Origin of the sequence: Trebonia kvetii (assembly GCF_007827045.1) — a bacterium.
Lineage (GTDB): Bacteria > Actinomycetota > Actinomycetes > Streptosporangiales > Streptosporangiaceae > Trebonia > Trebonia kvetii.
In genome coordinates, this window is the sequence record NZ_RPFW01000002.1 from 883570 (window position 1) to 897245 (window position 13676).

Below are 13676 nucleotides of genomic sequence, written 5' to 3' on the forward strand. Positions count from 1 at the left end.
CACTGAGCGGGGACATCGAGCGGGCGCTGCGCACCGCGTGGTGGCCCGCCGCGGCGGCGGTGGCCCGGCTCGCGGGCGACCTGTCGCTGGCAGAGGACTGCGCGCAGGAGGCGTGCGCGGCGGCTGTGGAGCAGTGGCCGCGCGAAGGCTGGCCGGCCAATCCCGGGGGCTGGGTCGTCACGGTCGCGCGGCGCCGTGCGCTGGACCACCTGCGTCGCGAGAGCACCCGTCCGGGGAAGGAGCGCGAAGCCGTGCAGGAGCAGGTCGCTGCCGAGCAGGACGGCAGTGCCGTCGCCGGCGACGACCAGCTAGCGCTGCTGTTCGCCTGCTGCCACCCGGCGCTGGACCCGGCAGCGCGGGTGACCCTCACCTTGCGGGTGGTGTGCGGGCTGCCCGTGGCGGCCATCGCGCGGGTGCTGCTGCTGCCCGAGCCGGCCATCGCCCAGCGGATCGTGCGGGCAAAGCGGAAGATCCGCGACGCGGGCATCCGGCTGCGGGTGCCCGGTCCTGGCGACCGGCCGGCCCGCCTGGCGTCGGTACTGCGCGCCGTCTACCTCACGTTCACCGAGGGGCACTCGCCGCAGGGCACCGGCGCCGTCGTCCGGGATGACCTGTCCGAGGAGGCGCTGCGGCTCGCCCGGAGCCTGCACCGGCTCCTGCCGGGTGAGCCCGAGGTCACCGGGCTGCTCGCGCTCATCCTGCTCACCAGCGCCCGCAGCGCCGCCCGCGCTGACCAGGACGGCGCGCTGGTCCTGCTCGCTGACCAGGACCGCAGCCGCTGGGACCAGGGCCGCCTGGACGAGGGACGCATCCTGATCGAGACGGCGCTCGCCCAGCGCCGTCCCGGCCCGTACCAGCTGCAGGCCGCCATCGCCGCCTGCCACGCAGACGCGGCCAGGAGCTCCGACACTGACTGGCGGCAGATCGCCGCGCTGTACGGCGAGCTGCTCCGGTTCGACCCGTCCCCGGTCATCGAGGCGAACCGGGCCGTCGCCGTCGCGTACGCGGAGGGGCCGGCGGCCGGGCTCGCGATCCTCGACACGCTTGCCGCCAGCTCCCGGCTCGCCCGCTGGCAGCAGCTGCATATCGCCCGGGCCGCGATGCTGGCCCGGTGCGGCCGCCGCGAGGATGCCGTCGCCGCATACCGCGACGCTCTCGCGCTCGAGCCCGCCGATGCGGTCCGCCAGCACATCACCAGCCAAATCACCGCGCTAGCCGCGGCACCCGCACTCACCGAGGAGACCTGATGGACGTCGACGCCGCCCTGCAGTCCCAGATCCGCAATATCGAGACCACCTACGGCAAGCCCCTCGATTACTGGTTCGGGGTCATCGACGCGTCGGGCCTGAACAAGCACAACGCGGTCGTGGCGATGCTCAAGGTGACCACGGCCTCGCGCACGGCGCCGCGCACCGCGTCTCGCTGCTTGCCCGGCAACGCGATCACGCCGGCGTAGCCGCACCACCGGACCCGGCCGACGCTCTCTACGCTGGCGCGAAAGCCGGACTCCGGCCGCTACACGATGCCCTTCTCGATGAAATTCGCGCGCTCGGCAGCTTCGACATCGCCCCGAAGAAGGGCTACCTGAGCCTCCGCCGCCGCAAGCAGTTCGCGATGATCCAGCCCAGCACCACCAGCCGGATCGACCTCGGAATGATCCTGTCGGCAACGCCAGCGACCGGCCGGCTGGAGTCAGCGGCCAGGTTCAACCCGCTGTTCACCCACCGTGTCCGCATCACCGCAGTCACTGATCTTGACGACGAACTCCGCGGCTGGCTCGCCGCCGCGTACGCACTGGCGGGATAGCCACCCGGCGACGTGGCCGCCACGCGCCCAGGGAAGACGGGACGACCAGGGCGATCCGCAGCCCCAGCCAGGCCGTCTCATTCGGATTGCCGACCACGCGAGCGATGCTGACAGCCACACCCAAGCTCAGCTCGGCAAGATCCGCCTTATATCGCGCGCCCTTCAGCGGGGGCCTGAGACTACGCCTCGCCGAAGTCCGGCAGTGATCGCCGGTCAGGGTCGACCGGGGCTCATGATCCCGGCCGCGTTCCCGTCCGGGTCCTCGATGACGGCATACCGCGCTCCCCAGAAGGCGTCGTACGGGGGCTGCTGTCCCCGGTACCCGGTCGCAACCAGATCAGCGTAGATCGGAGTGGTTGTTCTGGGCTCGACAATGAAGCTCCGCCGGGTTCATCTGCGGCGTGCCATCATTCAACCCGGAAAGGGGACGGTTAACCGGCTATCGGCGCGCAGGCTACGAGAAGATGGCTGGCATGTCACCGATCGCCTGGCGCGGCGCGAAGCTGAAGACGGGGCTGGCCCTGGCTTCGCTCCTGGGGCTCGTCGTCATCAGCTGGGCGGGCGTGCATGTTGCGGCCGGGCGGTCCGGCCCGCGGATGATCAGCGTGGGATCCAGCCAGGACGCGGCTGGTTCGGTGGCCGTCTCCCCCGGCGGCAAGACTCTCTTCGCGCTGATCGCGAAGAGCACCAGTGCCGACGCGGTGACGCCGGTCAACCTCGCGGCGGGGCGGGCTGCAAAGCCGCTGCGCCTGGGCGGGCCACAGAACATGGTGGCCTCGCCTGATAGCGCGCTGCTGTACGTCCTGGACGACAGCGGGGGCAAGTCGCTCGCGGTAGTGCCGGTCAGCGTCGCTTCCGGCCGCCCGGGCAGGCCGATCCCGGTACCCGCCGGGTCGCAGGCACTGGCCATCTCGCCTGACGGGCGGACGCTCTACGTGGGCGCCGGGAACCCTTATCACCGCCGGGCAGGCGAGGTCATCGCGATCGATGCCAGGTCCGGGAAGGCGCGAGCCCCCATCCCGGTTCCGCGGAATGTATGGGATCTTGCCATCAGCCCGGGCGGGAGCAGGCTCTACGGGCTGCCCGGACTGGCCGCCGCCCGCTTAGGGCCGCACCGCGAGCGCACAGAGAGCGCCGGCGCACGTCCGGGCGCTCATCTGCTGTACTCAGCGACGCGCAGAACCTGGCGGAGCCCTCCTGCGTCTGGAACGTTAAGGCAAGAAAGCAGCAGACTTAAAAGGGCGGTCCGGTGTCCCGACACGATGAACTCGGCGAGTTCACCGACTTCGTCACGGGTTACCAGGGCAAGATGGTCCGGCTGGCAGAGCTGCTGAGCGGTGACCGCGGCCGGGCCGAGGGTCTTGCCCAGGACGGGTTCGCCAAGGCCTACGCCGCCTGGGACATCCGTGGCGGTGACCCGGCGGCCTATGTGCGGCGCTGCATCATCAATGCGAACACCGACTGGTGGCGCCGGCGTGTCCGCTTTGAGCAGCCCTCGCCGCAAGTTCCTGAGGTTTTCGCCCACGTCGATCCGGCCGCCGCGTCCGCCGCCCGCGACCTGGTGCTCCGTGCGCTGGCCAAGCTCACCAGCCGGGAGCGGGCTGTGCTGGCGCTGCGCTTCTACCTGGACCTGTCGGAACTCCAGATCGCCAGGGAGCTGGGCATCTCACCCGGCACCGTCAAGAGCGCCACGTCCAGGGCGCTGGCCAAGCTGCGCGCCGATGCCGAGCTCCGATCGGAGGTCGCGTCATGACCAGTCCGCAGCCCCGCCCTGCATGTCCGGTAGATCTGCGCTACCCCGACCCGCAGCCGCCGAACCTCGACCTGACAGCGATCATCGGCCACGGCAAGCGGATCCGCCAGCGCCGCCGACTCACACAGCTTGGCGCGGTGCTGGCCGCTTGCGCGGCGGTCGGAAGCGTGATCGCGGGCGCGCGTGGCTTCACGGTCAGCATGTTCCCGAGCCAGTCCGGCCCGGCAGCCGCCCCGAGCGCGGCTCCGATCGATGCCCAGGTGGCCGAAGATCCTCCGGCGAACGGCAAGCTGACGCTGATCAGCAGCTGGCCCAAGCACTGGACCACGGTGGCCTGGGCCACCCGACGCGGCGAGGTGTGCTGGGCGACGTTCCGCAGCTCCAGCCAGGATGCTACCGAGCATGTTGAATGCCCGGCGTGGCCTCGGTCTGAGGTTCCGGGCGGCGGAGGCGTCGCCTTCAGCGCGCTGGTCCCTGACATTGCGCTGGCTTCGTCGTCTGTGCCCGGTACCTCGTGGCCGGTCCTCGGCCTGACCAGCCCGCAGGCAGTCCGGGTGGTCCTCACGGCATTCGGCAAGGACGTCAGCGCCAACGTCGTGCCAGTGCCCATTGGTGGCGGTAAGACCGTCGGAGTTTTCCTGGCCTGGATCAGCGCCCCGGGCAACAGCTTTACCAGCAGCGACGTCACCAGCGAGGCAGCTTACGACAAGAGCGGCCGCATCATCGCCCGCAGCCAACCGTACTGAGGAGCCGTTCATGACGACGCGAAACAGGAACCGCATGACCCTTGGCGCGGCCGCGATCCTTCTGGCCGCCGCTGGATTCTGGGCCGGGAAGTCGCTCACCACCGCGACCCTCACACCGACCGCGCAGACCGGCACGGTCGCCCTTGTCGGCATCAACGGCGACGAGTTCGCGATCCGGCTCGACGGCCAGCGCCAGCTGACTAGCTACGGCCTGGGCAGCAACACCACCTGGCGCGACGCGTACGGCATCTGGCAGGACGGCACACGGCCAGGCTGCTGGATCGAGTGCCCTTCCCGACCCGTCCCCCGCTATCCGATCGTTACCCCACCGACCCCATCGGGCTAGTGTGCGTCGGGTCGTACATTCCCTGCCGATATAGCGCGAGCCTATGACGTGACAGCCTGCCCCGCTTTTGCCAGCGGGCACGAGCCTGATGGACTAGCAGAGCAGGATTGGCAGTCCGCTGCTTGTCCAGTCAGCTATAAGGGGGCATCTCATGACAAGCGAACCCGTCCGCGATCCTCTCGCAGACCATCTCCTTACGCCGCAGAACTGCGCGCTCATCATCATCGACTACCAGCCCATCCAGGTGTCGTCGATCAGGTCCATGGATCAGGACCTGCTGGTCGACCGCGTGGTGCACCTGGCCCGGTTCGCCATGCTGTACCGGCTGCCGATCGTGCTGTCGACGGTCAACGTCTCCACCGGCCGCAACCAGCCCACCATCGGGCCGCTCCAAGACGTCCTGCCGGGGATAACCGCCCTGGACAGGACCACGATCAACGCCTGGGAAGACACCCAGTTCAAGCAGGCGGTCCGGGCAGCCGACCGCCGCAAGCTGATCATGGCCGCGCTGTGGACAGAAGCCTGCCTGACCTTCCCCTCGCTGGATGCGATGCTCGAGGGATACCAGGTCTACCCCGTGACCGATGCCGTCGGCGGGACATCACCCGAGGCGCACCAGGCCGGGCTTGACCGCATCGCCCTAGCGGGCGGCAAGCCGACCAGCGTGGTTCAGGTGGGGTGTGAGCTGCAGCGCGACTGGGCCCGCCAGGAAAGGGCGGAAGACTTCACGCAGATCCTATTCGGCGGGGACCGGCCCCTGGCCGGCGCAAGCACCGAGCCCGCGGGCAGTGGAGCTCGCGCAGGCCGATGAGACCGACGCAGTTCGTCAATCGCCGGGCCCGCTCACGGGGCGGTCAGCGGAAAGACAGCCGCTTGCGTGGAGCGGTGACGAATTCCGTCTCGGCCGTGCCGCAGTCGATGAAGCCCATGACGCTGTAAAACTCCTGCGCGTGCGGGTTGGCGGTCACCTCCAGGCATCGCACGCCGCGCGCCCGCAAAACGTCCACGATGCGGATGACGAGGGCGGCGGCTATCCCGCGCCGCCGCCAGTCCGGGTCAACGAACAGGTCTTCAAGCTCGATGATGTCGCCAGTCCTGGCCCAGGTGGCGAAGCCGACAACCGTTCCGTCCTCTTCAGCGACGTACGTGCGCCCTTCGGCCAGTCCCTCCGGTCCCAGGATCAGGTGCTCCGGATGTGCCAGCAGGCGGTCACGGTCGCCCTCGTTCGACAGCGACGCGCGGCGATAGACACTGTCGGCCGCAGGCAGGTCAGCGGGGGTGCCAAGCCGTATCACCGGCACAGTATGCGCCAGCCAGGCGCAATCCGCCACGCATTAAAAGTGCCGGAGAGCACCGCGGGCACCCACGAAGGAGACGTTGACGGTCCGGCCTAGGCGCCCGCGGCCGTCAGCAGGGTCACGGCGCGGGAGGCGGCGGCGCGGACCCGTTCGACCGGGTCGGTGCGCAGCGCCGCGACCGCGTCGAGCGCATCGCCGACCCGGTGCGCGGCGATGACCTTGGCGGCCATCTCGCGGACCCGCCAGGCCTCGTAATGGGTGGCATCGGTGATGGCGGCGGTGGCCACTGGGTCCCACTGATGGAGCAGGGCGCGGGCGGCCCAGACGCGGGGCCAGTAGCCGGCCTTGCCGCCGTCTGCCCCGTCGAGGACGTTGCGCCCGTGCTCGCCGCCGAGCACGACGATCAGGTTGTCGCTCACCTCGCGTGGCCGGCATTCAAGAAGCGCGACGCAGCCGGCTGTCAGCGGACCGGGGCCATGACGAGCGCATTCGGCGGCGATCCGTTGCTTCGGGGTGCTGGACTGTACCCGGCTCACCGGCTCAGTATCCCCGGTCTCCCCAGCCGGCGGGAGACGCGCCGGGTGCTATGCGCTTGGCGCAGCTTCCGCGCGGGCAGCTTGCGCGGCGGTGACGCGACGGCCCTGCTGCAGCACTGAAATCATGGCCAGCGTGGACTGGGCGCCCTGGTTGCGGCTGCGCCCGCTCGGTTCCAGGCTGTCATGGCCGCCGCCGGTGCGCTCGTTGAGCATGGGGGTCCTGGCGTCGTTGTCGCCGAGGAACCACGCCACGCAGAGGCCGACGCCGGTCAGCCAGCTGGTGTCGCCTGTCACCGCGGCGGCGCGTGCGCACGCGTCGGCGAGCGCCGCGACCTCGACCGGCCGCTGGTCGAAACCGGGGCGGGACTCGCCCTGGCCCCAGCCCCCCGCGGGCACCACCGACAGGTGGCCGCAGCGGGTCTCACCGGACAGCAGCCAGTCAAGCATGCGCAGTCCGTTGCGGACTACGCGATCGTCGCCGAGGTCCCTGCCAGCCACGATGACCGCCTCGGCGATGGAGGCGTTCGCGTAGCTGAGCCGTGGCTCTGGCCACGGCCAGACGGGATTGCCCGCCGGCTCACCGATAATGCCGACGGCGACGGCGAGGAGACGACGGGCACCGGCATGGCCGGGGATGACGCTGAGCACCTCGGTAGCGCCGAGCGCGGCAAACGCCATCGCGTGCGGCCATTCGGAACGAAGTTGAGCACCGGAGTCAAACCGGGCGAGCGATTCTCCCCGGATCGCCGCGACGGGGCCGCGGGCGACAGCGGTGCCCAGTCCCTGCAGTGCACGCCCCCAGGAGTCGGCGGTGGCCGGCACATCCTTCCAGTGACGGTCATAGCCGAGGTGGTTGCGGAAACTGCCGTCGGCTGCCTGCGCCTGGGCGAGGAAGTACAGGTAGCGCCGCGCTAGGGTGACTAGCTCATCGCGTGGTGCGGGTTCCCTGCATACGATCGTGAGCCCGTACGCGGTGTCCTCCACGCGGTAGCCACGCTCGTGCATCGGCACGATGCCATCGGTGTGCTCAAGCAGGCCGATACGGTCGGTGATCCGCATCAGATGGCGGAACGGCGGATCCGGCCAGCTCACGCGGCGGCCCAGGCGCTGTTCACGCCGCGCAGAAGGAGAAGCTGCGATCCAGGCCGGTCGAGCGCAGCACCTTCGCGACCACAGGGCTCGGGGCAAGCAGGGAAATCGTGGTACCGAGCAGCCTGGCACGGCGCTGCGTGCCAATCAGCACAGCCAGCCCGGCCGTGTCGCACGACAGAACGCGCGACAGGTCGAGGACGAGCACGCCTGTGCCACGATGCAGCACGTCGATCAGTTGTTCGCGAAGTGCCGGGGCAGCCGCGGAGTCTAGGCCGCCGCTGAGCTTGACGACGATCCGGTCGGAAGGCGGAGCCGATGGCGTTACGGTCATATTGTCCTCCTCTGCCTGGCCAGCACCGGCCGTGCGACCCGGAAGAACACCGCTAAGGTGAACACCATTCATTTCCGAGCTACAATGTTCACGCTACAGTGAACATTGTTCACCCGTCAAGGCGGCCGACCAGGAGGCAGGCGTGGCCGGACAGCAGTCACCGGATGCGGGCAGCGCCGCGCTATGGTTCGACCCACCCGACGAGGGGCCGGTCGAGCGCCGTGCGCTCAGCCGGGAACGGGTGGTCGCCGAGGCCCTGGCGATCATCGCCGCCGACGGCGCGCAGGCGCTCAGCATGCGCGCCCTCGCCGCCCACCTCGGCGTGGTGCCCGGCGCGCTCTACCGTTACGTGCGCGGCAAGGAACAGTTGCACGACCTCGTACTCGACGCGGTTCTCGGCGAGACCGACTGCCGCACCAACGCCAGCGAGCCGTGGACCCTGCAGATCGCAACGCTGGCTCGCCGTCTGCGGGCGGTCTTGGAGAGCCATCCAGGCACCGCCGCCCTGCTCAAGACCCGGGACCCGCTCAGCCCCACGTCGCTGGACCTGGCCGAGGCATTCCTCACGCCGCTGCTCGCGGCCGGACTGCCCGGCCGCGAGGCCGCTCTGGCCTTCCGGGTGGTCTACGACTACACCCTCGGCTTCGCCCTCGCCGATCCCACATCGCCCGCCGAGCAGCGGCTGCGCGACACGGCGACCAGGGAACATCTGCACGCGTTCTTCCGCGCCCTGCCCGCCGACCGCTTCCCTGCCCTGTCCACGTGCGGTCTCTACGCCTGGGACGGCGATCGCGACCAGCGCTTCACCGCTGGCCTCGAAACGCTCCTGCGCGGAATCGAGGCATACCGGCCCACTCCCGGCAGTTGACCAGCCGGCGCCGACGACCGGTCTTAGAGCCGTCGCACGCGCTCGGCCTGGGGGCCCTTGTCACCGCGGACGACGGTGTACTCGACCCGCTGGTTGTCCTCAAGGCTGCGGTAGCCGTCAGTCTCTATCGCGGAGTGATGAACGAAGACATCCGGCGTCGCGTCATCGGGCGAGATGAACCCGTAGCCCTTGTCCGCGTTGAACCACTTCACTGTCCCCTGAGCCATGCGCTCTCCTCACCCATCGCTGTAGTTGCCGTCAGAGCTTGCTCATCCTCGCGAACGGCGACATGATCCGGACCTTCATCGGGGCGAAGTCGATGACCACGCCGGTATCGCCCTCGACGAGGATGACGCGACCCAGGCCGTACTTGTCGTGGGTCACCAGGTCGTGCAGCGCGTACTGCTCGACGGGAGGAGCCTCAGGCGGAGGCCCGAAGGGACTTGTAGGCAGGTAGCGCCTTTTTGGAGCGCTGTGGCTGTTCACCATGATCTGTCTGCCTTTCCGCGGCCTCATTGCCAGTGCCCTTACCGCGATTGCCAGTGCGCTTACCGCGCGTACGCCTGTCCCGCCCCGCCCTGCCGCTGCAGGGCGGGGCTCCGGGACCAGCCTGCTATCAGGCCGGCTCCTGCCGTCGCCGCCTGAGGGTGATATGACGGTAGGCGGTCATGTGCCCGACCGCGAAGCCGCTCGTTCGACGGGTCGGAACTCCGGCTGGCCGGAGCCCGGCAGGTCTGTCCGGTGAACTACATTCATTTTGTGAAGACATTGTTCACTGTATAGTGAACAATGTTCACGGTCAAACCCTGAACGCGCCATCCACCCCATGTCGCGCACGGTGAAACGGCAGCTGAGAGGATCAGCCAGATGAAGGAGCACACCCTCGCCGCAGCGTCCGGCCGGGAGACCAGCGCGCGCCGCTGCAGCGCGGTCATCCGGACTGAGCGCGGCTGGGAACGCTGCCACCGTGACGACCATGACCCGAGTGCCAGGCATCACGTGCGGGACCGGTCATGGCTATCGACAGGGAATACGCCCCGGTTGCAGATGGGGGTTACCTGCGGACCCGCTTGCACCTGGCCGGATCTGGTGATTCGGTACCGCAGCGGCACAGGCATTAAGTCTTAACGCACCGGCTCAGCGTCCCTGGCCGGCCGGGAGGGGGGCTGAACGGGGACCGACCGCGCTATCCCTGCCGGGTCTCCGCGATCACTTCCGCCTCGTGGTGGACGGGGAAGTTCACCGAGCTGGCTATGAAGCACTTGGCGCTCGCCGGCTCGTGCAGTTCCGTTGCCTTGCCGGCCATCGCGGGGTCGGCGACCGTCACCCGGGGGCGGAGCACGACCTCGGCGAAGTGCCCTCCGCCGTCGTCCGTCTCCTCCATGATGCCGTAGGCGTCGTCTTCGTATCCGGTCACGACCACTCCGGCGGTCGCGCACACATGCAGGTAGGACAGCATGTGGCATTCGGAGAGCGCCGCCACGAGCGCGAGTTCGGGATTCCACCGGGTCTTGTCGCCGCGGAACACCGGGTCGGAGCTGCCCTCGATGACCGGCCGGCCGTCCGCGCTTATCCGGTGATCCCGGCCGTAGTCGCGGTAGCCGCTCGTCCCTGTCCCCCGGTTGCCCGTCCAGGACACCGCGACGTCGTAACGGTGCTTTCTGTCGATGTTCACGCCCGTCCTCCGTTGCCTCGCCGTTCGCGCCCTCATCCCATCACAGGCGCCGGGACACCAGCCCGAGGCGGCTGTCCCCGCATGCGGTTCGCGGTCAGCCAGGCGGGCGCTTGCCGCCGATCACCGGCAGCAGCGGGCGGGCCGTGCGGCGCCTTACGCATCCTTGCCAGACGCCGATGCTGTAGGCGGCGTCGTCGAGCAGCCGTGCCGCGACATACCTGGCGGGGTCGAGCGGCGGCCTCCTGTCCGCCCAGTCGAGCAACGGCGGCGCCAGGATCAGGGCCGCGACCGGGAGGCGCAGCTTGCGCACGGCAAGCGCCGCGGGAATGGCGGCCGGCCACCAGGTGCGCGACAGGGCGCTGCCGATCGGGCGCGCGGCGGCCAGCGTGCCGCCGCCGGCGAGCCGGACGGCAAGCTCCCACGCGGCACCGGCGGCGGGCAGGGGCCAGCGTTCGGCGGTGACGCGGGACAGGCGGCGGGCGAGCAGGGCGGTCGCGGTGGCGGTGAGGGCGGCGGCGGTGACCGGGCGGCCGGCCAGCGCCGCCCCCCACGCGCCGGCCGTCCACCAGGAGGCGTACAGCGGGCGGACGGCGCCCGGGTGCAGGTCTTCCAGGGCGGCGGCTGAGGTGCCGTAGTCGGCGCGGCGGGCGAACCAGGCGCGGAAGGTGACCCGGTGGTCGTGTCCCATGCGCGCGTTGGGCTCGTAGCGGACCCGCCAGCCGGCCGCCGCGAGCCGCCACACGAAGTCGACGTCCTCCCCCACGTACATGCCAGGCCTGAACCCGTCGCCCGCCGCGGACCGCCGGACGACGAGGGCCGCGCCTGGCACGTAGGAGACCCGGGCGCCGGGCCTGACGATCGACGGGCGCGCGCCCATGTCCAGGGTCGAGCTCGCCCCCTCATACCTGGCCAGCCAGCCCGTGCCCGCCTGGTGCGGCACGATGCGCGGCGCGACCGCGCCGACCGCCGGGTCGGCAAAGTGCGGGAGCAGCCGGCCGAGCCAGCCGGGCTCCGGCACGCAGTCGGAATCGAGGAACGCGACGAATCCGGTCTCCGCGGCGGCGAGACCGGTGTTGCGCGCGGCTCCCGGGCCGCCGTTGACCGGGCGGTGGATGACACCCGCGCGGTGCCGGGCGGCGATCGCCGCGATGGCCGCGGGATCGGCGGACGCGTCGTCGACGACGATGACCCGCGGGTCAGCACGCTCGCCGCCAGCAGCCGCGCCGCGCAGGCCGGCCAGGCAGCGGTCGAGTTCGGCGTGCCGGTCCCTGACCGGGATCACCACAGTCACGTCAGGCGGCCGTGGACCCCGCGGTCCCTGAGGCGAGGCGGCGGCATCGGGCCGGTCAGCGGCACTGTCCGGGTGAGCGGGACCCGGGTCGCCGAAGTCGGGGTGGGCGATGCCGGCGTCGAGCAGCCGACGGGCCAGCGTGCGCGCGGCCGTCGCGGCCGGGACAGGCGCGCCGGCGAACCAGGATGCGACCTGGCGCGCCCCGGCAGAGGTAAGGCGAAGCACCCGCACCGGGGAACCGCCTACCAGGACGGACCCGCCCGCCACCAAACGAGTGCCAGGATCGGGCCGCAGTCGCAGGCCGGCCGGAACGGGAGCCTCGTCCGACGGCACGAGTGCCGCGTTACCGCGGGCCGGCCGCCGCGCTTTGGCGCGGCTCGAAGCCCGCGAGCGGGCTCTCGTCGCAGTCGTGCGACGGCGGGCGGCGGACGGCGATGGTCACCGGCACCGGGCCACCCTTGGCGCCCGGCCCGGTACCACGGGGTGCGGTCCGGTGCGAGTGGTCGACCGACGGGCGCGGCACCGGCAGGCCGGGCGACGCGGCGACCGACGCGAGCGCCGTCTCGCCGTACCCCTGCACGCATTCCGGGTCGGGGCCGTCGAGCGGCAGGCCGGTGAAGAACTTCGCCGCCATGCAGCCGCCGCGGCAGGAGTCGTAGAAGCCGCAGGACTTGCACGCGCCGCCGGTGTCCGGCTTGCGCAGGTCGGCGAACAGCTCCGACGTCTTCCACACGCCCTCGAAGCCCCCGGCGGAGCGGACGTTGCCCGCGAGGAAGTTCTCGTGAATGGCGAACGGGCACGCGTACACGTCGCCCACTGGGTCGATCAGGCACACGACCCGGCCCGCGCCGCACAGGTTGAGCCCGGGCAGGGCGCCGCCGAATGCCGACAGGTGGAAGAAGGAGTCGCCGGTGAGCACCTGCTCGCCGTGCGTCACCAGCCAGTCGTACAGCTCCTTCTGCTGTGACGGCAGCGGGTGCAGCTCGTCCCACACGTCCGCGCCGCGCCCGGACGGCCGCAGCCGGGTCAGCCGCAGCTGCGCGCCGTACTCATCGGCGATCGCCTTGAACTCGTCGATCTGCGGGATGTTCTGCCTGGTCATCACGACAGAAAGCTTGAAACCGCGGAAGCCCGCGTCGCGCAGGTTGCCCATCGCGCGCATCGCCGTGTCGAAGGAGCCCGGCCCGCGAATGGCGTCGTTGACCTCGCGGGTCGCGCCGTCGAGCGAGATCTGCACGTCCACGTAGTCGGAGGCGGCCAGCCGCGCGGCGGCCGCGGCGTCGAGCTTGACGCCGTTGGTGGAGAACTTCACCCCGACGTGGTGCGCGGTCGCGTAGTCGACGAGCTCCCAGAAGTCCGGGCGGACCGTCGGCTCGCCGCCGCCGATGTTGACGTAGAAGACCTGCATCCGCTCCAGGGTGTCGATGACCGCCTTGCACTCGTCGGTGCTCAGCTCGCGCGGGTCGCGGCGGCCGGAGGACGACAGGCAGTGCACGCAGGACAGGTTGCAGGCGTAGGTGAGCTCCCACGTCAGGCAGATCGGCGCGTCGAGGCCGAGCTGGAACAGGTCGGTGAGCTTGCCCGGAGCGGTAGATCCGGCGGACCCCGCGCCTCCGCCGGAAGGTGCCATGTCAGGTGCGAGAGTCATGCGAGATCCGTTCGGTGATCATCTTTGAGTCCGCGAGCGCGCCAAGCGCGCGGGCGTACGCGGGCAGCTCCGCGTCCGTCACGCCAGCAGCGGCGCATGCCGCGCGGGCGCTGGGGTGATCGGCCAGCGAGCTGACCACCGCCAGCACCCGCTGGTTTTTCAGGAATGACAGCCGCCTGGTGCCGAAGTGGTACAGCAGCGCGCCGAACGGCTCGGGGCGCATCGACACCCGCGGGTCGACCCGCCAGGCGCGGTCGAGGTCGAAGGTCACGACTGAAACCGGGCT

Annotated in this window: 20 protein-coding genes; 8 read left to right on the plus strand and 12 right to left on the minus strand. The window is 70.6% G+C overall.

Features of this window, described 5'->3' with window-relative positions; translation table 11 throughout:
* Nucleotides 1-26 precede the first annotated feature (26 nt).
* From EAS64_RS12740 to EAS64_RS45795, 3 genes are read left to right on the plus strand one after another with little or no spacing between them, the layout of a single operon-like run.
* On the plus strand, nt 27-1247 hold the full coding sequence (locus EAS64_RS12740) for an RNA polymerase sigma factor (RefSeq protein WP_281283261.1): 1221 nt from the start codon (nt 27-29) through the stop codon (nt 1245-1247).
* Complete coding sequence (locus EAS64_RS44715; protein WP_222849263.1) at nt 1247-1456, plus strand: DUF4287 domain-containing protein; 210 nt, start codon at nt 1247-1249, stop codon at nt 1454-1456. Before EAS64_RS12740 ends, EAS64_RS44715 begins: the two co-directional genes overlap by 1 nt.
* A complete protein-coding gene (locus tag EAS64_RS45795) occupies nt 1423-1806 on the plus strand; it encodes a DUF5655 domain-containing protein (RefSeq protein WP_246115686.1) in 384 nt (127 codons plus the stop codon). The genes EAS64_RS44715 and EAS64_RS45795 overlap by 34 nt, the downstream gene beginning before the upstream one ends.
* Before the next feature lie 213 nt (nt 1807-2019).
* On the opposite strand, the gene EAS64_RS47155 is transcribed toward EAS64_RS45795, so the two are convergent.
* Entirely contained in the window at nt 2020-2181 is a 162-nt protein-coding gene (locus tag EAS64_RS47155) for a VOC family protein (RefSeq protein ID WP_342782045.1), read from the minus strand.
* A 79-nt stretch (nt 2182-2260) separates the two neighbouring features.
* Nucleotides 2261-2716: a hypothetical protein gene (locus tag EAS64_RS12750; RefSeq protein ID WP_145853117.1), complete on the minus strand. Its 456-nt coding sequence runs from the start codon at nt 2714-2716 to the stop codon at nt 2261-2263.
* Nucleotides 2717-3055: 339 nt separating this feature from the next.
* On the opposite strand from EAS64_RS12750, the gene EAS64_RS12755 reads away from it, so the two are divergent.
* From EAS64_RS12755 to EAS64_RS12770, 4 genes are all read left to right on the plus strand, one after another.
* Nucleotides 3056-3559: a SigE family RNA polymerase sigma factor gene (locus tag EAS64_RS12755; RefSeq protein ID WP_145853118.1), complete on the plus strand. Its 504-nt coding sequence runs from the start codon at nt 3056-3058 to the stop codon at nt 3557-3559.
* A complete protein-coding gene (locus EAS64_RS12760; protein WP_145853119.1) occupies nt 3556-4305 on the plus strand; it encodes a hypothetical protein in 750 nt (249 codons plus the stop codon). The genes EAS64_RS12755 and EAS64_RS12760 overlap by 4 nt, the downstream gene beginning before the upstream one ends.
* 10 nt (nt 4306-4315) lie before the next feature.
* Nucleotides 4316-4651, plus strand: coding sequence for a hypothetical protein (locus EAS64_RS12765; protein WP_145853120.1), 336 nt, complete (start codon nt 4316-4318; stop codon nt 4649-4651).
* A 151-nt stretch (nt 4652-4802) separates the two neighbouring features.
* Entirely contained in the window at nt 4803-5462 is a 660-nt protein-coding gene (locus EAS64_RS12770) for an isochorismatase family protein (RefSeq protein WP_145853121.1), read from the plus strand.
* 43 nt (nt 5463-5505) lie between these two features.
* Here the strand turns inward: EAS64_RS12770 and EAS64_RS12775 are convergent, their stop codons facing one another.
* The 4 genes from EAS64_RS12775 to EAS64_RS12790 all read right to left on the minus strand — a co-directional run bounded on the left by EAS64_RS12775 (nt 5506) and on the right by EAS64_RS12790 (nt 7908).
* A complete protein-coding gene (locus EAS64_RS12775) occupies nt 5506-5946 on the minus strand; it encodes a GNAT family N-acetyltransferase (RefSeq protein ID WP_187365871.1) in 441 nt (146 codons plus the stop codon).
* A 95-nt stretch (nt 5947-6041) separates the two neighbouring features.
* Nucleotides 6042-6485: a HEAT repeat domain-containing protein gene (locus EAS64_RS12780; protein ID WP_145853123.1), complete on the minus strand. Its 444-nt coding sequence runs from the start codon at nt 6483-6485 to the stop codon at nt 6042-6044.
* A gap of 48 nt (nt 6486-6533) precedes the next feature.
* Nucleotides 6534-7577, minus strand: coding sequence for a glycosyltransferase (locus EAS64_RS12785; protein ID WP_187365872.1), 1044 nt, complete (start codon nt 7575-7577; stop codon nt 6534-6536).
* 19 nt (nt 7578-7596) lie between these two features.
* Entirely contained in the window at nt 7597-7908 is a 312-nt protein-coding gene (locus EAS64_RS12790; RefSeq protein WP_187365873.1) for an STAS domain-containing protein, read from the minus strand.
* A gap of 142 nt (nt 7909-8050) precedes the next feature.
* Between EAS64_RS12790 and EAS64_RS12795 the strand changes: the two genes are divergently transcribed.
* A complete protein-coding gene (locus tag EAS64_RS12795) occupies nt 8051-8776 on the plus strand; it encodes a TetR/AcrR family transcriptional regulator (RefSeq protein ID WP_145853125.1) in 726 nt (241 codons plus the stop codon).
* 23 nt (nt 8777-8799) lie between these two features.
* Here EAS64_RS12795 and EAS64_RS12800 read toward each other — a convergent pair whose 3' ends face one another.
* From EAS64_RS12800 to mftB, 6 genes are all read right to left on the minus strand, one after another.
* A complete protein-coding gene (locus EAS64_RS12800; protein WP_145853126.1) occupies nt 8800-9003 on the minus strand; it encodes a cold-shock protein in 204 nt (67 codons plus the stop codon).
* A gap of 31 nt (nt 9004-9034) precedes the next feature.
* Entirely contained in the window at nt 9035-9265 is a 231-nt protein-coding gene (locus EAS64_RS12805) for a hypothetical protein (protein WP_145853127.1), read from the minus strand.
* Nucleotides 9266-9962: 697 nt separating this feature from the next.
* Nucleotides 9963-10451, minus strand: a complete 489-nt coding sequence (locus EAS64_RS12810; protein WP_246115648.1) for an OsmC family protein — start codon at nt 10449-10451, stop codon at nt 9963-9965.
* A gap of 94 nt (nt 10452-10545) precedes the next feature.
* Nucleotides 10546-11973, minus strand: coding sequence for a mycofactocin biosynthesis glycosyltransferase MftF (mftF, locus tag EAS64_RS12815; protein ID WP_281283249.1), 1428 nt, complete (start codon nt 11971-11973; stop codon nt 10546-10548).
* A gap of 112 nt (nt 11974-12085) precedes the next feature.
* Nucleotides 12086-13390, minus strand: a complete 1305-nt coding sequence (mftC, locus tag EAS64_RS12820; protein WP_145853128.1) for a mycofactocin radical SAM maturase — start codon at nt 13388-13390, stop codon at nt 12086-12088.
* Nucleotides 13374-13661 (minus strand): mycofactocin biosynthesis chaperone MftB, encoded by a 288-nt coding sequence (gene mftB, locus EAS64_RS12825; RefSeq protein WP_145853129.1) that lies wholly within the window; start codon nt 13659-13661, stop codon nt 13374-13376. The genes mftC and mftB overlap by 17 nt, the downstream gene beginning before the upstream one ends.
* Nucleotides 13662-13676: the final 15 nt, after the last annotated feature.